Origin of the sequence: Vibrio sp. YQ_11 (genome assembly GCF_043103065.1) — a bacterium.
Taxonomy (GTDB): domain Bacteria; phylum Pseudomonadota; class Gammaproteobacteria; order Enterobacterales; family Vibrionaceae; genus Vibrio; species Vibrio parahaemolyticus.
The window spans coordinates 263,066-282,757 of the sequence record NZ_JBICJM010000049.1; the positions used below are offsets into that span (position 1 = coordinate 263,066).

Annotated in this window: 19 protein-coding genes; 9 read left to right on the forward strand and 10 right to left on the reverse strand. The window is 45.9% G+C overall.

Going from position 1 to position 19,692, the window contains the following annotated elements; translation table 11 throughout:
• Positions 1-68 precede the first annotated feature (68 nt).
• From pspC to pspA, 3 genes are read right to left on the reverse strand one after another with little or no spacing between them, the layout of a single operon-like run.
• A complete protein-coding gene (gene pspC / locus ACF8EG_RS21460; RefSeq protein WP_021485402.1) occupies positions 69-458 on the reverse strand; it encodes an envelope stress response membrane protein PspC in 390 nt (129 codons plus the stop codon).
• The gene (pspB, locus tag ACF8EG_RS21465; protein ID WP_015296543.1) at positions 451-684 is read right to left on the reverse strand and encodes an envelope stress response membrane protein PspB; all 234 of its coding nucleotides are present in this window, start codon (positions 682-684) and stop codon (positions 451-453) included. The genes pspC and pspB overlap by 8 nt, the downstream gene beginning before the upstream one ends.
• A gap of 14 nt (positions 685-698) precedes the next feature.
• Positions 699-1,370: a phage shock protein PspA gene (pspA, locus tag ACF8EG_RS21470; RefSeq protein ID WP_065969542.1), complete on the reverse strand. Its 672-nt coding sequence runs from the start codon at positions 1,368-1,370 to the stop codon at positions 699-701.
• A gap of 232 nt (positions 1,371-1,602) precedes the next feature.
• Here pspA and pspF point away from each other — a divergent pair, with 232 nt between their 5' ends.
• The 6 genes from pspF to ACF8EG_RS21500 all read left to right on the forward strand — a co-directional run bounded on the left by pspF (position 1,603) and on the right by ACF8EG_RS21500 (position 8,069).
• Positions 1,603-2,613 carry a phage shock protein operon transcriptional activator gene (pspF, locus tag ACF8EG_RS21475; protein WP_053340581.1) on the forward strand — a complete coding sequence of 337 codons (1,011 nt, stop codon included), beginning with the start codon at positions 1,603-1,605 and terminating at the stop codon, positions 2,611-2,613.
• 226 nt (positions 2,614-2,839) lie between these two features.
• A complete protein-coding gene (sapA, locus tag ACF8EG_RS21480) occupies positions 2,840-4,459 on the forward strand; it encodes an ABC transporter substrate-binding protein SapA (RefSeq protein WP_069505027.1) in 1,620 nt (539 codons plus the stop codon).
• Positions 4,459-5,421, forward strand: coding sequence for an ABC transporter permease subunit (locus ACF8EG_RS21485; protein WP_005462367.1), 963 nt, complete (start codon positions 4,459-4,461; stop codon positions 5,419-5,421). Before sapA ends, ACF8EG_RS21485 begins: the two co-directional genes overlap by 1 nt.
• Positions 5,408-6,295, forward strand: coding sequence for an ABC transporter permease subunit (locus ACF8EG_RS21490; protein WP_005462338.1), 888 nt, complete (start codon positions 5,408-5,410; stop codon positions 6,293-6,295). Before ACF8EG_RS21485 ends, ACF8EG_RS21490 begins: the two co-directional genes overlap by 14 nt.
• Entirely contained in the window at positions 6,295-7,290 is a 996-nt protein-coding gene (locus ACF8EG_RS21495; RefSeq protein ID WP_005462378.1) for an oligopeptide/dipeptide ABC transporter ATP-binding protein, read from the forward strand. The genes ACF8EG_RS21490 and ACF8EG_RS21495 overlap by 1 nt, the downstream gene beginning before the upstream one ends.
• Positions 7,287-8,069, forward strand: coding sequence for an ATP-binding cassette domain-containing protein (locus tag ACF8EG_RS21500; RefSeq protein WP_005462331.1), 783 nt, complete (start codon positions 7,287-7,289; stop codon positions 8,067-8,069). Before ACF8EG_RS21495 ends, ACF8EG_RS21500 begins: the two co-directional genes overlap by 4 nt.
• Before the next feature lie 75 nt (positions 8,070-8,144).
• Here ACF8EG_RS21500 and ACF8EG_RS21505 read toward each other — a convergent pair whose 3' ends face one another.
• Together ACF8EG_RS21505 and ACF8EG_RS21510 are read right to left on the reverse strand one after the other, a co-directional pair.
• Complete coding sequence (locus ACF8EG_RS21505; protein ID WP_005478908.1) at positions 8,145-8,534, reverse strand: DUF2750 domain-containing protein; 390 nt, start codon at positions 8,532-8,534, stop codon at positions 8,145-8,147.
• Positions 8,535-8,609: 75 nt separating this feature from the next.
• A complete protein-coding gene (locus ACF8EG_RS21510; RefSeq protein WP_005462364.1) occupies positions 8,610-9,515 on the reverse strand; it encodes a manganese-dependent inorganic pyrophosphatase in 906 nt (301 codons plus the stop codon).
• A 194-nt stretch (positions 9,516-9,709) separates the two neighbouring features.
• On the opposite strand from ACF8EG_RS21510, the gene ACF8EG_RS21515 reads away from it, so the two are divergent.
• A complete protein-coding gene (locus ACF8EG_RS21515; protein WP_069505025.1) occupies positions 9,710-10,924 on the forward strand; it encodes a putative manganese transporter in 1,215 nt (404 codons plus the stop codon).
• Between the two features lie 86 nt (positions 10,925-11,010).
• On the opposite strand, the gene ACF8EG_RS21520 is transcribed toward ACF8EG_RS21515, so the two are convergent.
• The 4 genes from ACF8EG_RS21520 to torE all read right to left on the reverse strand — a co-directional run bounded on the left by ACF8EG_RS21520 (position 11,011) and on the right by torE (position 16,896).
• Positions 11,011-12,750, reverse strand: a complete 1,740-nt coding sequence (locus tag ACF8EG_RS21520; protein WP_069505023.1) for a glycoside hydrolase family 36 protein — start codon at positions 12,748-12,750, stop codon at positions 11,011-11,013.
• Positions 12,751-12,994: 244 nt separating this feature from the next.
• Positions 12,995-15,457, reverse strand: a complete 2,463-nt coding sequence (gene torA, locus ACF8EG_RS21525) for a trimethylamine-N-oxide reductase TorA (RefSeq protein ID WP_005462326.1) — start codon at positions 15,455-15,457, stop codon at positions 12,995-12,997.
• 24 nt (positions 15,458-15,481) lie between these two features.
• Complete coding sequence (torC, locus tag ACF8EG_RS21530; protein ID WP_005462368.1) at positions 15,482-16,666, reverse strand: pentaheme c-type cytochrome TorC; 1,185 nt, start codon at positions 16,664-16,666, stop codon at positions 15,482-15,484.
• 50 nt (positions 16,667-16,716) lie between these two features.
• Positions 16,717-16,896 carry a trimethylamine N-oxide reductase system protein TorE gene (torE, locus tag ACF8EG_RS21535; RefSeq protein WP_005450728.1) on the reverse strand — a complete coding sequence of 60 codons (180 nt, stop codon included), beginning with the start codon at positions 16,894-16,896 and terminating at the stop codon, positions 16,717-16,719.
• Between the two features lie 461 nt (positions 16,897-17,357).
• Between torE and ACF8EG_RS21540 the strand changes: the two genes are divergently transcribed.
• The gene (locus ACF8EG_RS21540) at positions 17,358-18,170 is read left to right on the forward strand and encodes an ABC transporter permease (RefSeq protein WP_031416325.1); all 813 of its coding nucleotides are present in this window, start codon (positions 17,358-17,360) and stop codon (positions 18,168-18,170) included.
• 237 nt (positions 18,171-18,407) lie between these two features.
• Positions 18,408-18,545: a hypothetical protein gene (locus ACF8EG_RS21545; protein ID WP_005462421.1), complete on the forward strand. Its 138-nt coding sequence runs from the start codon at positions 18,408-18,410 to the stop codon at positions 18,543-18,545.
• Positions 18,546-18,617: 72 nt separating this feature from the next.
• Here the strand turns inward: ACF8EG_RS21545 and focA are convergent, their stop codons facing one another.
• Positions 18,618-19,478: a formate transporter FocA gene (focA, locus tag ACF8EG_RS21550; RefSeq protein ID WP_005462425.1), complete on the reverse strand. Its 861-nt coding sequence runs from the start codon at positions 19,476-19,478 to the stop codon at positions 18,618-18,620.
• Positions 19,479-19,692: the final 214 nt, after the last annotated feature.

Genomic DNA, 19,692 nt, shown 5'->3' on the forward strand with positions numbered 1-19,692 from the left:
TAGTAATTTGTGACAAAAAAGCAGGCTTGTCGCCTGCTTTATTTAAATCATTGATAGATGCATCAAGTTTAGAGTTTGCTGAACTCTCGGTTCACCCTAAATGTATCGGACGTCACATACGCTTCCATGTTACGAATTTTGCCATCAAGACGGTCAAAATCTCTTTCCAAAACACTGAGTAATTGATCCGGACTTTGTCCTTTCTGCCAAGGCTTACTTTTAAGCGTATGCTCTTGCTGCTCTCTTATGTTTTCAGAATATCTCACGGGTTGCTTTTCGAGCATAAATGCCATCGCGACATACGCTAACACCACTAAGAATGTACCACCTAATAGGGCAGCAGAAATCACTACAATACGAATCAACCAAACTTCTGCACCAAAGTAGTTGGCAAATCCGGCACAAACACCGGAGATTTTGCCATTTACTGGATCACGATACAGTTCTCGATTATTCATACTTACGTCTCCATGTTGGTGACTCAGCATCTAAGATGCGCTCCAATGTATCAACTCGAGACTGCATCGCTTCCGCTTTTTCAGACAGTACCTGAAGGCGCTCTAAGTCTTGGCTCGACAGTGCACTATCCGTTTTGCGTTTACTGCGATAGTGTAAGAAGAGCCATAGTGGAGCGACAAAGATTAAAAAGACAATCACTGGTCCTACTAATAAAAATGCCGACATAAATGGCTCCTCTCTTATTTATCTTGCGATGACATCTGTTCTTTCAGTTTTGCCAACTCTTTTTCAATTTCGTCTTGAGCCTGAAGCTCTGCAAACTCTTGCTCTAGCGATTTTGCATTCCCAGTTTGAGCGTACAAATCGGCTTCCGCTTCCATTTCGTCAATTTTACGAGAATATTGATCGAACTTCGCCATTGCTTCATTTGTGCGGCTAGTATGCAGATGCTTTTGAACATCGCGACGGTTAGACGCTGTTTGATTACGAATCGCTAGCGCTTGTTGCTTTGCACGTGTTTCTGCGATTTTGTTCTCAAGCTTACCGATTTCACCAGTCAACTTGTTGATCGTTTCTTCCACCAGCGTTTGCTCTGTGTGCAAAGCTTTTACGACTTGCTCAAGTTTTTGCTTTTCAATTAGGGCTGCACGCGCCAAATCTTCGCGCTCTTTAACCAACGCTAGGCTCGCTTTTTGACCCCATTCGCCAATTTGCTCTTCTAGCATCTCAACTTTACGAGCCAGCTCTTTTTTGTCTGCAATCGCTTTAGCCGAGTTAGTACGCACTTCTACAAGTGTGTCTTCCATTTCTTGAATGATAAGACGGATCATTTTTTCAGGATCTTCCGCCTTGTCTAGCAATGCACTGATGTTTGAGTTAACGATATCTGCAAAACGAGAAAAAATACCCATAACGGAACTCCTCTTTTTTCCTATTAAAACTCGACAAGGTGGTGATTCACCTTGTGTCTCCCTGAATATATAACAAGTACCATGCCAACTTTTATAATCCATTAAAATCAACAAGTTATCAGTAATCTTGTTGTTATGCACCGTTATGCTATGATGTTTTTCACCAACAGTTGGTAAAATTCACCAACTCTGCGCTTAAATTAGGCTAGGTAGCAAAAATAAGAAGGATTTTATGAAGCAAAACCTTATTGGTGAATCTCCCGCTTTTCTCGCTGTATTGGATAAAGTATCACAACTCGCCCCAATTGAACGTCCGGTCCTCATTATTGGCGAGCGAGGTACCGGTAAAGAACTGATCGCTCAACGTTTGCATTACTTATCAAAACGTTGGGATAAGCCACTTCTTTCTCTCAACTGTGCGACCTTAAGCGAAGGTTTGATTGACTCCGAGTTGTTCGGCCATGAATCCGGCTCGTTCACTGGTTCAAAAGGCAAGCATAAAGGTCGTTTTGAACGTGCGGAAGGTGGCACCTTGTTCTTGGATGAGTTGGCAACTGCGCCTTTACTTGTGCAAGAGAAGCTGCTGCGAGTGATTGAATACGGTGAATACGAACGCGTCGGTGGTCATACCGCTCTTAACGCGGATGTGCGTTTAGTGTGTGCTACCAATGCAGATTTGCCACGACTGGCTGAGCAAGGTGATTTCCGCGCCGACTTGCTCGATCGTCTAGCCTTTGACGTTATCATGTTGCCACCACTGCGAGAGCGCAAAGAAGATATCCTGTCGCTTGCCGAACATTATGCAATGAAAATGTGTCGAGAGTTGCAACTCGAATACTTCGTTGGTTTCACTCATCAAGCGCAACAAGCCCTGCTCGATTACTCATGGCCAGGTAATGTGCGTGAGCTAAAAAACGTAATTGAGCGCGCTATCTATCAACACGGGTTAAATGCAGAACCGATTGATGAGTTGATTTTTAACCCTTTTGTCACTGGCTGGAACAATGCGCTTGGTCATACTGCGGCAAACGAAGATCCTCACGAAGAAGCCTCGTCTCAAACGACTTCGATCCACTTTCCTCTCGATTACAAACAGTGGCAAGAGGAGCAAGATATCAATCTTCTCAATCGTGCCTTGGAGGAAGCAAAATTCAACCAACGACAAGCAGCCGAATTGCTGGGATTAAGCTATCACCAGCTACGAGGTATGGTCAGAAAGTACGGTTTGGTCGGACAAAGTTAACACAACCAAAAACACCACTAGCTATAGATAACGCAACTCATGTCTGCAAAATTCGGGCTACAGTGTTAAATAGACATCGTATTTTGATCTAACACCCTACCAGCAAAAGATTTTGTGTTTGGAGCGAGTTCACAAAGATGTTAAATTAGCGAGATCATTTTCGCTTGTGAGCTCTGGACGAGTAAGATCAAATGAAACAAGCAAAGTCCAATGAACATTTCATATTATGAATGCTTTTATAAGATTATCGCTGAGCCTTATTGGTATTAGCTTACTGACTGCCTGTGGTGAAGAAATCGATCACAACGATATTCGCCAAGCAGGTTTTGTGTTTTGTGGGCAAGGTAAACCAACAACATTTAACCCTCAGCTTATAGACAGTGGTATTACAGCCGAGGCGTTAAGCCCTCAGTTGTACGACACCTTACTCACGCTTGATCCTAAAACACACCAACCTATTGCAAGCATTGCGGAAAGTTGGTCTGTGAACAAGGAAGGTACTGAGTACACATTCCAACTCAAACATGGCGTTCAGTTCCAAACGACACCGTGGTTCTCTCCGACTCGCCCGTTAAATTCAAAAGACGTGGAATTCAGCTTTAAGCGAATCATTGATGTAGACCATCCTTTTCATCAAGTTGGTGGTGGTTTTTATCCATGGTTTGCTGGTTTAGATTTTCAAAATCTATTGCAAGATGTGATTGCTGTCGATGATTACACAGTGACGTTTAAACTCGCGCAGCCAAACTTTTCATTCTTGGCAAACATCGCCACCAGCCATGCGGTAATACTGTCAGCAGAATACGGTCAACAATTGGCGGCAAAAGACAACAAAGAGCAAATCGACCAACTCCCTATTGGTTCAGGGCCTTACCAGCTCAAAGAGTATCAAGTAAACGATTTGATTCGCTTGGAACGTCACCCGAACTACTGGAACTCGCCAGCGAAAATGGAACAAGTAGTGTTCGACATTTCACACCGTGGTACTGGCACGTTAGCTAAGTTGCTGCGCAATGAATGCGATGTTTTGTCTTCACCTATCTCTAGCCAGATCCCAATCATTCAAGAAGATGAAAACCTTGAGTTGACGGCGACACCAGCAAATAACGTTTCCTTTATTGCGATTAATACCGAGACTCCAGCACTTCGCGACCCAAGAGTCCGCCAAGCGTTGAACCTTGCGATCAATCGTCAAAATATCTTGGATTCGGTTTATTACGGTACAGGAACCCTAGCTTATACATTGCTGCCGCCGAACTCTTGGGCGTATCAAAAAGACAGTGCGAAAATTCGTTATGACCGAAATTACGCTCTCGCTCTACTTCGTGAAGCGGGATACGAAGATGGTCTAAAACTGTCGATGTGGGTGCCGCTAGAGCCAAGAGCATTCAACCCAAGTCCACGCAAAACTGCTGAGCTCATTCAGGCGAACTTCGCCGATATCGGCATTAAGCTGACTCTGCTCACCGACGACCGTTTCGAGCGAGTGGATCTTGAAAATATCAACGATATCGACTTGCTCCTTACTGGCTGGATTGGCGATACAGGCGATCCGGATAACTTCTTCCGTCCTTTACTATCGTGCGAATCAGACCGAGTGGGCCTTAACGTTTCGATGTGGTGTAACGATGATTTCGACTTTTTGCTGGATCTCGCGCTAGAGACGCAAGAGCAACGTTACCGCCTAAACCTGTATCGTCAGGCGCAAAATATTTTGAATGAAGAGTTTCCAGTTATTCCGTTGGCACATGGGGTTCAATTCCGTGTGCACGACAAGTCATTAACTGGCTTCAAATCGAGCCCTTTCAATGCCCAACCGTTTGATAGAGTTGAGAGAATCCACTGATGTTTTGGTACACCATTCGACGATTTAACCTCTTTTTCATCACTTTGATGATTCTCACTTTGGTGGGCTTTTCTCTGCTGCGCCTTGACCCGCTTTCACATTGGGCAAATGTGGAGTTCTGGTCTGGCTGGCAAAGCTACTTAATTAACCTTTCTCAGCTCGATTTTGGTTTGAGCAAAAACGGCAATGCGATTTACGACGAACTCGCCGTTGTTTTTCCTGCCACATTAGAATTGTGCTTTTTCGCCTTCCTGGTTTCGCTCTTAATCGGTATCCCGCTTGGTACGATTGCAGGGATGAAACAGGGTAAGTGGCTAGACACTGGTATCTCGTTTCTTTCGATGTCGGGTTACTCTGCTCCGATTTTCTGGGTGGCACTACTGCTGATCATGGTCTTCTCGTTGGAATACCATATCTTCCCTGTTGCTGGACGCTACGACTTGCTGTACGAAATCGACCATGTGACTGGGTTTGCCATTATTGACGCCTTTATGGCGAAAGGTGAATACCGAGCTCACGCACTGCAAAGTGTCATCGAGCACATGGTTCTGCCGTGTTTGGTTCTGGCGTTGGCACCTACGACTCAAGTTGTTGGTTTGATGCGCGCTTCTGTTGCAGAAGTTATGAGCCAAAACTACATTCGCGCAGCCCGAATCAAAGGTTTATCGAATCGTGAGATCGTCACTCAGCACGTAATGCGTAACGCCATTCCGCCTATCATTCCAAAAGTTGGGGTTCAGCTATCTAGCATGATCACTTTAGCGATCATCACCGAGTCGATCTTTAACTGGCCGGGCATTGGTCGCTGGTTGCTGGATGCGCTTGCCAACCAAGATTACGCCTCAATCCAAGCAGGAGTAATGGTGCTTGCGACACTCGTTTTAACTGCCAATATCCTTTCGGACTTGATTGGTGCCATGATCAACCCTCTGGTGAGAAAGGAATGGTATGCTAACAAATAACGTTTATCAGGAAGAACGTATTCCAACTCAGTTCGAGCGATTTTGGCGTAGTTACCGCGCTAACGGGTTAGCGATGTTTGGCTTGTGGTGTTTAGGCTTGATTGTATTGATCACCATTTTAGCTCCGTGGCTTGCCCCGTTTGATCCACAAGCACAATCTGGTGAGTTACTCGTTCCCCCTTCATGGGCACCAGCGGGCACTGTCGATTACTTTTTAGGAACCGATGACTTAGGTCGTGATATTCTGTCGCGCTTGATCATGGGCTCTCAACTGACTTTTGGCGCAGCAGTTGGCATTACTGCGATTGCGACCATCGTAGGTTGCTTTATCGGAGTGCTGGCGGGGATGACGAAAGGTCTGCTTTCCAGTACTTTGAACCACCTTCTCGACACCGTTATGTCGATTCCATCGCTATTGCTCGCGATCATTTTTGTGGCATTCCTTGGCTTTGGTGAATTTAATATCTTGCTGGCGATTTGTTTAGCCCTGATCCCACGTTTTATTCGCTCGGTGTATATTGCCGTGCATACCGAGGTAGAAAAAGATTACATCATGGCAGCCCGCCTAGATGGCGCAAATGACTTCTACTTGCTGTGGAGCTCGATTCTTCCAAACATTTTAACCGTCATCGCAGCAGAGATTACTCTCGCTCTGTCGGCGGCCATTTTGGATATTACAGCTCTTGGATTTCTTGGCTTGGGTGCTCAAGCACCGAGTACCGAATGGGGTGCCATTTTGGGCGATTCAGTCGAGCTAATTTACATCGCACCATGGACCGTGACGCTTCCGGGTCTGACCATCATGTTCACCGTAATTATCTTAAACTTAGTAGGTGAAGGTGTACGCCAAGCGCTGAATGCGGGGATCGAATAATGCCGTTATTAGATATTCGACATCTGACTATCGAGATCGAAACACCACAAGGGATGGTGAAAGCCGTCGACCGAATGAGCCTAACGCTCAACGAAGGTGAAATCCGAGGCTTGGTGGGCGAGTCTGGCTCAGGTAAAAGCTTAGTTGCGAAGGCGATCGTGGGGGTTTGTAAGGACAACTGGCGAATCACCGCGGACCGAATGCGCTTGGGTAACATCGACCTTTTACAGCTTACGCCGAAAGAGCGTCGACGCGTCATTGCCCGCGATATCGCGATGATATTCCAAGAACCCTCAACCTGTTTGGACCCTTCCGAAGAAGTAGGACGTCAGTTAATTGAGTCTATCCCCTCTCGCGCCTTTGAAGGCAAGTGGTGGGAGCGATTCAAATGGCGTAAAAAACAGGCCATTGCGCTACTGCACAAAGTTGGTATCAAAGATCACAAACGCTTGATGGGCAGCTACCCGTACGAGCTAACAGATGGTGAATGTCAAAAAGTCATGATCGCCATGGCCATCGCAACCAAACCTAAATTGTTGATTGCCGATGAACCAACTAACGACTTGGACCCCATCACTCAATCGCAGATTCTGCGTTTGTTGAGCCGAATGAACCAGCTCAACAACACCACGATTTTGCTGATCGGTCACGACTTGGCTACCATCACGCAATGGGCAAGCCGAATTACCGTCATGTACTGTGGTCAGTCGGTTGAATCTGCCGACACCGACAAAATAATCGAAGCACCCAAACACCCTTACACTGACGCGCTGCTAAAAGCGATGCCAGATTTTAATGATTGGGTACCGCACAAGCAAAAACTGCAATCGCTACCTGGGTCGATCCCTCCTTTGCAGCACCTGCCAATTGGTTGTCGATTAGGGCCACGTTGTCCGTACGCGCAAAAACAGTGTGTTGAAATTCCACACACGCGACGCATTAAAAACCATAAGTTTAACTGCCACTTTCCATTGAACACGGAGAAGAAGTCATGAGTGCGTTACTCGAAGTCGATAACTTATCGAAGCAGTTTGTCACGCGTTCTCGACTATTCAGACGTCAAGTTAATGAAGCGGTTAAACCCGTGAGCTTTACGCTGGAACCGGGGCAAACTATTGGCTTTATTGGCCAGAATGGCTCCGGTAAATCAACACTTGCACGTATGCTCGCAGGCGTTGTTGAACCGAGCTCTGGTGAGATCCGAGTCAATGGTGAGCGTTTAGAACACAAAGATTACGCAACGCGATGTAAGTTGATTCGCATGATTTTCCAAGACCCAAACACGTCATTGAATCCTCGTATTCAAATTGGACGAATCTTGGAAGGTCCGTTGAAACGAAACACCAACATGCCGCCAGATGCACGAATGAAACGTGTAAAAGAGACGTTGCTTCGCGTAGGGCTTCTGCCGGAGCACGCCTACTTCTATCCTCAAATGCTTGCTGCTGGTCAAAAACAGCGTGTCTGTTTGGCTCGTGCACTCATCCTTCAGCCATCAATCATTGTGGCGGATGAAGCGCTAAACGGTTTGGATATGGCGATGCGCTCACAGATCATCAACTTGTTCTTGGAGCTGCAAGAAGAGATGGGCTTGTCGTTTGTGTACGTGTCTCAGCATATCGGTATCGTAAAACACATCACCGACAAAGTGATGGTAATGCACGAAGGCGAAGTGGTTGAGTTTGGAGAGACAAACCAAGTCCTTACTAATCCAGAACATGCAATTACCCAGCGCTTGGTAGAAAGCCATTTCTACAAAGCGCCAAGCCACTAAACAGACGACTCACGAAAAACAAAAAGCCTGCTTTCATGCAGGCTTTTTCTATTGGGTGAAGCGAGTACAGTCAGATTAACGACGGCTTGCTTGTTTACGCAGTTCGAAATCAAACTCGTCGGGAAACAACACCACGCCTTCTTCGTTTTGATTCGGGAATACAACAACCGATAGCTCATCATCTTCTAGGCCAGTAGTCCAACGGCTATGCCATTTGTTAAGAGAGATCGCTTCTGGTTCACACTCTTCCCAGTCACCCGTTGCCCACTGCTTGGCAAATTCTTCATTTGGCCACACAGGAACGCAATCATCGTCTTCTGTGTTTAACATGACACAGCCGTGCTCATCTTTAAGAATCCAAACTTTACGATTCGCGACAATCTCTTTGACACAATACTTTAGGCGCTGCTCTTCGTTGTAGCGATTAATCGTATCAATTTGTTCTTGGGTGAGTTGCTCAGACATATCAGTCTCCTGTTTCCCATAGAAAAATGCCCGCAGCTAAGCGGGCATTTACAGTATATGCTGGTAATAATGAAATTACGCTAGCTCAGTTTGAAGCCAAGGCCAACCTTGCTTCTTACGGCTTAGTGTATTTTCCATCATTAGCATGCCGTCTTTCTCGTGCTTAACAAGTTTCTCAGCCCACTCACCTTTGTATAGAAGACGAGTTTGAGCAGTTGTGATGTCTGTTAGCATAACAGCAGCGAACGCTAGGTTATCTTTCTCACAACGAGATTCTAGGTCTGCTTCTAGTGCTTCGATCATACCGTCAACTTGCTCAAGAGTTGCAAGTTCAACCTGACCAACCACTACGTCACGACCGTTGAATGGGTAACCTTTAAGGTCCTTTTCAACGAGTTGAGCCGCAGATAGACCTTCGATGTTTGTCTTAGCAATTAGAAGATCTTTCGTGAATGCATCCACATCTTGTACGTCAGCGATTGCAGCTAGCTCAGCAACAGCATCTTTGTCTTTTTGTGTACAAGTTGGAGAAGCGAAGCCTACTGTGTCAGATAGGATTGCTGACATCATTAGCTTAGCGATTTGAGGCTTGATCTCGTGACCTTCAATCTTGAACATGTTGAATAGTACTGTGTTAGTACAGCCAACAGGCCAGATCCATGCTTCCATTGGGTTCACTGTCATCACGTCACCTAGACGGTGGTGGTCAACGATACCCGCGATTTCAGCTTCAGCGATGTCGTCTGGTGCTTGCGCTAGATCTGAGTAGTCTACTAGCCAAACGGTTTCACCCGCTACTGAAGTGCGAAGTTCTGGAACTTCTGCGCCAGCTACTTCAAGAATGTGCTGAGTTTCACGGTTGATTTCGCCCTGACGAATTGGCATTGCTTCAACGCCACGCGCCTTTAGAAGTTCTGTTGCAACTAGTGCACTACAAATACTGTCACTGTCTGGGTTCTTATGACCTACAACTAGAATCATGTTTCTTCCTATCCAAGTCAATTTGATACGCTTCCGAACAATGGCACGGTGTGCCGTGGAAGCTGTTTGCTCACAAAGGCCGATACTTTACCTGATTTGAGGGAATTTGACACGAAGAAAAGTTCACAACCCTATTGCGAATAAATCTCATTTACATATAATGATAATTATTACCATTTGCATTTGAGTTAACGATGAACGCGACCCGATTTTTGCACTCCGCACAGCAGCTATTTCAGCCAACTCAGTTCCAGTTAGCTTATAAGCGACTGTTTATCCCCATTATCATGCTTGTCTTATTAGCGAATGAGAACACCCGAGAGATCACAGTGACCACGCTTTCCGATTCTTTCTGGGCAGTATCTTGTTATGTCGCAGCAACCTTGGCGATTTATCATTACCTCTCCAACTTTATGTCGAAGACGAATCGCATCACTCAACTCTATCATCGCTCTCGTCATCATCAGGTGTTTTTTGCAGCCCTACTCGGTGCGCTTCCAGGCTGTGGCGGAGCTATTGTTGTTACGACTCAATTTATTAGTGGACGAGTAGGATTTGGCGCAATCGTAGCCGTACTGACATCAACCATGGGCGATGCGGCATTCTTGTTACTCGCGGCAAAACCGTCCGTCGGCGTTGGCGTCGTCGCACTTGGCATTGTGGTAGGTACGATTTCGGGTTTGAGCGTCAACGCATTTCATCCTGATGATTTTCTACGCCCCGAGCCAAAGCAAGCGAGCGCTCACCACCATTGTTGTCAGCATCAAAGCGAGCGATACACGCCTTTAGAGCAACGTGCGATTAATCTTCAAGGTGCATTCTGGAAGTGGTTGATAGTCCCTGCGAGCATCGTTGCCGTACTGACCTCATTCCAAGTGGATATCAATCAGCTACTGAATTTGAGTCCAAGTAGCATTGAATGGTTAGGAGCGATATTTGCGGTGGTCTCCATGTCGTTGTGGGCAATGACAAAAGAGCTGGGAGATTATCAATCGACGGTGTCAGAAGATGAAAAAATCGTTGATTCACACCCGATTCAAAAAGCAGCTCAAGACACAAACTTTGTCAGCGCGTGGGTTATCGTGGCGTTTCTTGCGTTTGAATTAACGACCTATTTTTCAGGCATCGATTTGGCTGCTACCTTCTCAAATTGGGGCATATGGATGCCATTGGCTGGCTTAGCCATCGGTATGCTACCAGGCTGCGGCCCACAGATTCTCGTCACCAGTTTGTACATTACTGGTGCCGCACCATTATCCGCGCAGATTGCGAATGCGATTTCTAACGATGGTGATGCACTGTTCCCCGCGATTGCCATGGCTCCCAAAGCGGCATTGATGGCAACGGTCTATTCTTCTATCCCTGCATTCATTGTGGGCTATGGCTATTACTTTATGTTTGAGTTTTAGTTATTCCGCTCTCAAAAAAGAACGCGTAAAAACAAGAAAAGAGCCCAAGTGGCTCTTTTCGTTTAGTACGTCGTTTTCAATGACCTTTACGCGGTCACTATTGCTTTGGCATTCAGACCTCTATCGACACTCACTAGAAGCAACTGACAAGGATCTTGGTTGAGCTTTTCTCCGGTCCAGTAGTCATACCAATCAACGGGCTGATCCGCTGTGAGAGTAAATTCAGTCGCATTGTGATTCGCGTAATTGAACAAACAATGTAGATCATTCTTGTCCGTCAGTTTCAAAAAAGCATGGCTCAAACTTAACGCCGTGAACTTAGCAGATTCTTGGCTGCGTCGTTGTCGCAACATCAGCTTCGCCAAGGTTTTACTCGCAAATGGCGTGATTTCCGGGAGAGGGTCGCCAGACAAAAGCAAGCCGCCAGACGCCAATAATACGGTACGGTGAAACTCGTAGTCTTCACGTGATGCAGCTTGATTAGCAAGAGAAGTAAACGTCGCGCAGTCTGGGTCAATTTGCCACAACTTACGGTGCTGCCAACTACGGAAAAACGTCTCTTTAGCGATCTGTTCAAAACGGTGGCTATGGCGCTCGACGTCATCAGACACGCGCATCGCATCCACCAGCCCCAAAGATGGCCACATTGGCGCGTTGCAGCCAAGCAACCAAGCGTCTCCTGCGCCTCTGGCGATCGCCTCCATCCCTAATCGATACGCTTCGACACCCGTAATACCAGACTGACTACGTTTTCCTTTTAGTGTTCCCCAGTAGTTTGCATCGAGCTTAAACAGCTCTACGCCCCACTCTAGCCTCATCACTGACACAACGTGCGTTAGATGATCTTGCACTTCGGGGTTAGACGTATCGAGAATATACCAAGGCGTGCAACGCCAGCCGCCGTAGGTAACATCTTCGGCTTTAAGGAGCTGACCGTCAGGATGACGAACAAACCATTCAGGATGTTGCTTAAAGACCTCAGATTCTGGCTGCGCTATGAAAGGAGCCATCCAAATCGCCGGCTTTTTGCCTTTTGCGCGAATGTTTTGAATCAGCTCCTTCACACCGCCAGAGAATTTATCCGACGGCGTAAGCCAATCCCCCATGAACGCTTGATAGCCATCATCCAGAAGTACCCATTCTAAGTCTTCGAGCTTGTCTTGCATGCAATCGACATTTTCTAAAACATTTTGCTCGGTCACATCGGCATAGTACGCATACCAAGAACACCAGCCTATCGGTGCATCCTGCGTAACACCGTTGCGAATAGGATGATGCACGGCAATCATCTCGCTGAACTCTTGATACAGATCGGATAGCGAGTTGCCAGTTAAAATCGTAATGGACTCAAGTTGATTGTGTTCCCAATCCGCCACTTGCGTGTGTTCGCCATCGATTGCTGCGGTCAGTATCCACTGCCCATTTCGCTGTTGTATATCAAAGTAACCAGCAAATCGACGGCACGTCGTGAAGCCAAACAAGGTGTAACCAGCAGAATCCTCAATCACTAGATAGTTGTAGTAACGCTTGGATGCATGTTGCGAGTACACGCGGTATGGGGGAATGTTGTCGGGGCAGCGACCTATTTCAAGAGGATGCGTGATCGTTCCTGACGTTTGTGCCAACATTTGAAAACCATCACCAATCACGTTGGCTTCGTGCTCGTATAAAAACGGCATTTCGAACAGCACTTCACGGTCAGTAAAGGTTTTGTTGTGAAGCCCAGAGAAGGAGAAATGGGCTTGATTACCAATCACATCCACGTGCAGATCGTTATCGATGATCGTCATTTCGGAATGGTTGGCTAACTGAATGGTCTGAGCCATATTGCATCTACTCACTGATTATTATTGTTTTGTGTCCAATTGACCCCACGATGCTTGGTTGCGCGTGAAGCCTTTTGAATATGACTTCATTATCCTGTGAATGATGCGAGCAATTCGTTATTTTCGTCACGAATCCATGCACTCTGACGCTCAAAAACGGTTATTGAGATAACGCTCACTGAAATTTTGGTTAAAAAAATACCAGCCCGAAGGCTGGTATTTCGATTTATGCAAATTGCACTAATTAAGCAACTTCGATTGGACCACCGAATGAAGTTACTGGCGGTACTTTGCCTGTGAACTTCTCGAAGTCTACGATACATGTGTTCGCAGAAGTCGCTTGAGCAAGCTCAGAAGAGCCGATGTCCTGCGTTAGCGTATTAGGGTCACCGTAAGTACAGATTGCGCCTTCTTTCTCGTTTAGAGGGCCGTACCATGCGCCTTCTTCGATACGGATAACGCCACGTGGGTAGCTGTCAGTTAGAACAGCACCAGCTAGTAGCTGACCGCGGCCGTTGAATACGCGTACCAAGTCACCGTCTTTAATGCCTTTTGCTTTTGCATCGATTGGGTTGATGTAAACAGGCTCACGACCTTGCACCGCGTATGTCGCGCGGAACTCTTCAGACTCACACATTTGAGAGTGCAGACGCTTGTCTGGGTGACAAGACTGCAACCAGAATGGGTATTTGTCTGAACCAGGGCCACCGTGTGAACGCTCTGATTTTTCGAACCACATTGGGTGCTCTTGACAATGTTCGTAACCGTAACGGCCGATCTTACGTGATGTAATCTCGATGAAGCCAGACGGTGTACCTAGAGGGTTAAGCTCAGGGTCTTTACGGAAGTCCGCGTGACGAACCCAAGGTTTACCTTCACCGAAGTCTAGTACGCTCTTCTCCCAGAACTCATTGAATTCTGGCATTTCGAACTTACCTTCGTTCGCTTTCTTACAATCGTTGTATAGGCTTTCGATCCACTCCATCTCGCTCATACCACGAGTGTATTCTTCGCGGCGACCAAAACGCTGAGTTAATTCACTCATGATTTGGAAGTCAGGCTTAGATTGGAACAATGGATCGACGAGACGATGCATCGCGATCAGACCTTTGTTCGAGTATGAACCGTACACGTCGATGTCGTTACGTTCCCATTGCGTACACGCAGGTAGAACGATGTCAGAGAAACGACATGTTGCAGTCCAAGCAAACTCGATCGTTACAACCGTTTGAAGTTTGCGGAACGCTTTCTTCATGCGGTTACGATCTTGATGGTGGTGCCATGGGTTACAACCCGAGATAACCATCATCTTGAAGTCTGGCAGTTTCACTTTACCGCCGTTGTAGTTGATCTCTTTGCCTGGCTCAAGCAGACAGTCGATCCAACGTGCAACTGGGATAGTACGGCTGTAACCGTTAAAGTCGTTGTTGTCCCACTTCGGCTTCATACCTTGGTCAAGGTTACGAGGGAAACCACCAGGGCCCGCGAAACCAGTGGAAGGCACACCGATACTTGAGTAGTGGTGACCGTAAGAGATACCACCACCAGGTAGACCGATTTGACCAACCATTGCCGCAACCACAGCCGCCGCCCAGTATGGCTGCTCACCGTGCTCTTGACGCTGGATACACCAACCCATCAGGATCTGTGTACGGCCGCTTACTAGCATGCGTGCGAATTCACGAATCTTGTCCGCTTTCACACCACAGATAGCCGCTGCCCATTCTGGTGTCTTCTCTACTTTGTCTTTTGTCTTACCTTGAACGTATTGGATGAACTCTTCAAAGCCTAGACAGTAAGTATCAATGAACTTCTTGTCGTACAGGTTTTCGTTGTACAGAACATGAGCCACAGCCAGCATGAACGCTACGTCTGTCATCGGGTTGATGTACAGGTGATCGTTCTCTAGGTAGCGTTGCGTTTTGTTCTTAACTGGGTCAACAGACAGAACGTTGATCTCGCCTTTCGCTACTTTTTCTTTTAGCTCTGCAAGGTACTTGAATGATTCGTGAGTTTCACAGTTCCAACCTACTTGTAGGTTTTTCACTGGGTCGTTTGCCCACAGAATGATGTTGTCTGAGTTCTCAAGGATTTCAGACCAAGACGTACCTTGTGCGTAAACTTCAGTTGAACCAAGTACGTAAGGCATGATGGTTTGACCTGCACCAGTCGAGTAGTCGCCTACTTTAGTGATGAAGTTACCGTGCATACCTACTGCACGTTGCATGTGCGCGGTACAGTTGTTGAATGAACCTGTTTGGTTCCAACCAGTTTGACCAGCATGCAGAGCCCAAGGACCGTATTCTTTTTGAACACGTTCTAGCTCACGGTAGAACAAGTCTAGAGCTTCATCCCAAGTCACACGGATGAAACGGTTGTTACCGCGAGTATCCGCGCTGTATTTGTGTTTCTTCAACCAATCTAGACGAACCATTGGGTAACGAACACGTGAAGGGCTGTAGATAATACCCTTGATGCCGTTCAACATTTCTGTTGGGTTTTTGTCTAGTTCTAGCGGTTTGATCTCTTGAACTTTACCCGCATAGATGTGGGCGCGGAACGCGCCCCAGTGTGAGCCTGTTACTTTCCAAGTACCAGTCGACTCAGCTGCGTTTGCAGAAGCTGACGCCAATAAGCTTGGACCGATAACTGACGCTGCACTTGTGGTTGCTACACCTTTAAGAAAACTTCTTCGTGTAATAGCCATTTAAATTACTCCAATCCGCGCTTATTAGTGGTGGCCTTCAGCATAATCTGAAGAGTGCTTCTGTAGATATTTCAAGATCAGTGCTTCACTGTCTGTATCTAGGTTAACGAACGCAAGCATGCCGTCGAACATACCTGGCCAGGTGTTCGCATCGAAGTGCGCTTCAGCTGGTTGTGTATGACATACAGAACAGTTTGTTTTGTATGCTTCTTTCGATTTTTCCCATACAGGGTTGATGTCGTTCAGCATAGACTCTTTCTTGATCCATACTTTCGCTGCCACTTTCTCCCAAGGAAGACCAGTCAGCTCGTCCACTCGTTTTTCACCAGTCGTAACGATGTTGCTGTCTGTAGACGCTTCTTTAAGTAGAGACGCAGTTGCAATGTTCTTACCGAAATCTTCTTGAATTACGCGACCAAAGCCTTTCGCTTTACGCCAGCCGTCAATTTCGATTTCGATGAAGTCACCTTTATCTTCCAGAACTTTTACTGTTGATGCAGGGTTTAGAAGACCCGCTTCTTTCGCACCTTGCGCGTCAAAGTAAATTGGAAGGTGACGAATACTTACGAGCTCTTGACCTACTGCGTAGTCAGTACCTGATGTCATTTGCTCTAGATCACCCACGATGCCGCCGATGCTATCCATACCTGCTGGTAGGTTGTGCGCGATACCTTTATGACAGTCAACACAGCTTTGATCTTTTTCTGCCGCTTGCTTCATCTGGATACGAGCGGTTGGAGACATTTGCTCGAAGTCCATAGACTCGTAGTTGTGACAGTTTTTACACTCTAGAGATTTGTTTGCAGAGAAACGATCCCATTCGTGTTTAGCAAGTTCGATACGACGCTCTTCGAAAACGCCAGGTTCAGAGTAGTTGCCAAAAACTTGCGCAAATACTTCTTTAGAAGCCTGCATTTTACGAGCGATTTTGTCAGTCCAGTTGTGAGGAACGTGACAGTCAGGACAAGTAGCACGAACACCAGAATGGTTTTTCCAGTGAACCGTGTCTTGCAGCTCAACGTATACGTTGTCACGCATGGTGTGACAGCTAATACAGAATTCTTCAGTGTTGGTTGCTTCTAGCGCGGTGTTAAAGCCACCCCAGAAAATAACACCAGCGATGAAACCGCCCATAGTCAGCACGCCAAGGCTGATATGAACTGCCGGGCGCGTCATCGTACGCCACAGTTTAATGATTAATGATTTCATTATTTGCTCTCTTAAAATCTTTTCAAAAGTGTGGTTGTGAGCTCACTGGCTTACATGCCGTGTGCGCCTGGAGGACCAAAGAAGAACACTTGTAGTGCCCAAACGATAAATCCGTAGCCGCCTACGAAAGCCACACTCAGAATTGGGAAGAGAACAACTGCAATGAAGAGGAAAGACTTCCACTCCAGTGAGCGTTTTTCGCCACTCTCAATTTTATTAACATCACTCATACATTTGCCTATTTTGTATCTAGTGTTATTGAAAAGCCCGTGTAACCAAGCTTAAGTTTTTACAATCTCTAATTGAAAATACTAGACCATACTAATAGTAAGGTTCAATCAAATAACTCCCTTCACGCCTTGTAATTCAACACTTTTTTGAGCTCATCCAGAGTTGTGTGGGATTGATATTATTTATTAAAAAACATGAACAGATATGAAAAAATAAGTCTTTTAAAGACTTGTTAAGCTTACAACATTTACAAAACATAAATTACATTTGAGCGGTAAAATTCGTGCCGAAAAATTACTCAAATTCCTGAGAAAGATAATGACTTGTAAAAAAAATGATAAAAAACATTTTATAAAACCTCTCGCAATTTCCACCATGAAAAAAGCAAAAAATATCCATTGAGATTCATATAGAGAATGGGGTTGGTTACAATTCTAAGCGGCAATTTCAAGGAGTGATTATGAACAGTGTGGTGGACATTAGTTGGGCAAAATTAGCGGCTTTCAGTTTGATTCTATTAGTGCCATTTGCGATCAATGCACGCTATAGATTAGGCATCGCGAAAGATGCATCAATCAGCGTTGTGCGTATGACTTTACAGCTCGTTCTGATCGGGGTTTATCTTGAATATCTCTTTCAATTAAACAGCTTGATCATCAACTTACTTTGGCTTGCGATTATGCTCGTCGTAGGAGCAAGTTCCATTGCAGGGAAAGCACGTTTACCGAAAAAGCCGCTCATGCTGCCACTTCTCACCGGGCTTATATGTGGCTTGTTTCCATTACTAATTGCGATCACCGCTGGCTTGGTGCGCCCTACTCCGCTTTACAATGCACAATATATGATCCCATTGGCAGGCATGCTATTAGGCAATAGTCTTAGCAGTAATATCATCGCGCTACAAAACCTATTCTCTGCTTTTGAAGAGCGTAAATCTGAGTACGAAGCTGCCATCTCACTGGGTGCCGCCCCTAAATACGCTTCTTTTCCTTTCGTTCAGGAAGCTCTGAGAAAATCGTTAGCGCCAACGCTAGCCTCAATGACCACGATGGGCCTTGTCACGCTTCCTGGTATGATGACGGGGCAAATCCTAGGGGGCGCAAGCCCATTGGTTGCCATTAAATATCAACTGGTCATCATGCTAGCTATTTTTGTCATGATGAGCGTCTCTGTTGCCATCACACTTGAAATGACATTGAGCTTTGTACAAACAAAAGAAGGCCGTGTTACGGTCAAAGTACGCCCAGTTGATGGAATGAAGCGAGGTCAGTAATTGGCCACATAACCCCCTAATTTTATGAAATTTTCTGGATCTTCAGAGATACTCACGATCTTTGATACAGGTTATCCACAGAAAATGTGGATAAGCCACCAAAAGATATACGCAACTAGAAACATAGCCACATTTCTGAGTCTCCTGTCTTATCAGCATACAATGGTCATATTTTAGTCAACTCAATGACATCTTCGGCTTCTACATTGTGCTTAGAGACAAAATGGAGCAGATATCATGGACGTATTGATCATGGCGGAAAAACACGATGAGTTACTGTCTGACTTGCCGGTTGAATGGCTTGTGCAAGAGCCACAAGAGATCACATCTCACTGGTTGCCAAACGAGTTTGGAATCAATGAAGAGCTGATTTAGAAAGCACTTTAAGCCAACTACAATGCACAAAAAAGGCGAGCTACCTAGCTCGCCTTTCTCTTTCTTTGGTCTCTATCGCAGATGCTTGTCTTCATCACGTAGATAGATCATCCAGTACCACATACCGACGAATACACCACCGCCGATGATGTTACCGATCGTGACTGGGATAAGGTTGTTAACGATAAAGCCCATCATGTTCAAGTCCGCATAATTTGCGATATCAGCACCTGTCATTTGCCAGAAGGCTTCTGGCGCAAAGTATTTGATACCAATAGCCATTGGAACTTGGAACATGTTCGCAATACAGTGCTCAAAACCAGCGGAGACGAACATCGCTACTGGCAAAATCATTACCGCGATTTTGTCTGTTAATGTACGGCCACTGAATGTCATCCAAACCGCAATACAAACTAACACGTTACACATGATGCCAAGTGCAACCGCCGCAAAAAAACCATGGTGCAATTTATGTTGTGAAATGGCCATGGCATTCAAACCAACTTGGCCGTGATCGAACATGTATTGCTTTGTCACCAACATACACGCCACCAGCAAAATAGCGCCAACCATATTGCCGAAATAAACCACAAACCAGTTTTTAACCAGCGTTTTCCATGAAATTTTGCCACTCGCACGCGCAACCAGAGTCAGAACCGAACTGGTAAAAAGCTCGCCGCCAGTAACCACCACCAAAATCAAACCAAGGCTAAATGCTAGACCGCCAATGAGTCGTGTGATGCCCCAAGGCAGATCGCCCGCGCCTGTCGTTACTGTGGTATAGAAAATGAAAGCAATACCAATATGAAGCCCCGCAGAAATGGCGAGCAGAAAAGATTTGATTGGAGCTTTCGTTGCTTTGCCTACACCTACTTCGGCGGCACGTTCAGCAGCCTGAGGTGGCAATAAAGAGTCAAACTGATTGAAGTTCATGGAAGTGTAACATTTAGAAACAATTAAAGAGGCGCGGATAATCGCTCCATTTCCTGACTTTTTCAAGGGCTATTTTTCATGTTTACTAAAAATGTTGTTGGTGAGACGGAAATCGATAAAACTCAACTATAGTTTGTTGTCTTAACTATCATTGATATTAAACAAGACACTCAGCGTTCGAACAAAAATTCCACGTTATATCAGTCTGATAGCA

Excerpts from the sequence above, each read along its gene's own strand:
- ACF8EG_RS21515 (WP_069505025.1), top strand. The coding sequence starts at position 9,710 with ATGAACGCGACCCGATTTTTGCACTCCGCACAGCAGCTATTTCAGCCA.
- ACF8EG_RS21510 (WP_005462364.1), bottom strand. The coding sequence starts at position 9,515 with ATGATTCTAGTTGTAGGTCATAAGAACCCAGACAGTGACAGTATTTGT.
- torE (WP_005450728.1), bottom strand. The coding sequence starts at position 16,896 with ATGAGTGATGTTAATAAAATTGAGAGTGGCGAAAAACGCTCACTGGAG.
- ACF8EG_RS21505 (WP_005478908.1), bottom strand. The coding sequence starts at position 8,534 with ATGTCTGAGCAACTCACCCAAGAACAAATTGATACGATTAATCGCTAC.
- ACF8EG_RS21520 (WP_069505023.1), bottom strand. The coding sequence starts at position 12,750 with ATGGCTCAGACCATTCAGTTAGCCAACCATTCCGAAATGACGATCATC.
- sapA (WP_069505027.1), top strand. The coding sequence starts at position 2,840 with ATGAATGCTTTTATAAGATTATCGCTGAGCCTTATTGGTATTAGCTTA.
- ACF8EG_RS21545 (WP_005462421.1), top strand. The coding sequence starts at position 18,408 with ATGGACGTATTGATCATGGCGGAAAAACACGATGAGTTACTGTCTGAC.
- torC (WP_005462368.1), bottom strand. The coding sequence starts at position 16,666 with ATGAAATCATTAATCATTAAACTGTGGCGTACGATGACGCGCCCGGCA.
- torA (WP_005462326.1), bottom strand. The coding sequence starts at position 15,457 with ATGGCTATTACACGAAGAAGTTTTCTTAAAGGTGTAGCAACCACAAGT.
- ACF8EG_RS21485 (WP_005462367.1), top strand. The coding sequence starts at position 4,459 with ATGTTTTGGTACACCATTCGACGATTTAACCTCTTTTTCATCACTTTG.
- pspF (WP_053340581.1), top strand. The coding sequence starts at position 1,603 with ATGAAGCAAAACCTTATTGGTGAATCTCCCGCTTTTCTCGCTGTATTG.
- pspC (WP_021485402.1), bottom strand. The coding sequence starts at position 458 with ATGAATAATCGAGAACTGTATCGTGATCCAGTAAATGGCAAAATCTCC.
- pspA (WP_065969542.1), bottom strand. The coding sequence starts at position 1,370 with ATGGGTATTTTTTCTCGTTTTGCAGATATCGTTAACTCAAACATCAGT.
- ACF8EG_RS21490 (WP_005462338.1), top strand. The coding sequence starts at position 5,408 with ATGCTAACAAATAACGTTTATCAGGAAGAACGTATTCCAACTCAGTTC.
- focA (WP_005462425.1), bottom strand. The coding sequence starts at position 19,478 with ATGAACTTCAATCAGTTTGACTCTTTATTGCCACCTCAGGCTGCTGAA.
- pspB (WP_015296543.1), bottom strand. The coding sequence starts at position 684 with ATGTCGGCATTTTTATTAGTAGGACCAGTGATTGTCTTTTTAATCTTT.
- ACF8EG_RS21500 (WP_005462331.1), top strand. The coding sequence starts at position 7,287 with ATGAGTGCGTTACTCGAAGTCGATAACTTATCGAAGCAGTTTGTCACG.
- ACF8EG_RS21495 (WP_005462378.1), top strand. The coding sequence starts at position 6,295 with ATGCCGTTATTAGATATTCGACATCTGACTATCGAGATCGAAACACCA.
- ACF8EG_RS21540 (WP_031416325.1), top strand. The coding sequence starts at position 17,358 with ATGAACAGTGTGGTGGACATTAGTTGGGCAAAATTAGCGGCTTTCAGT.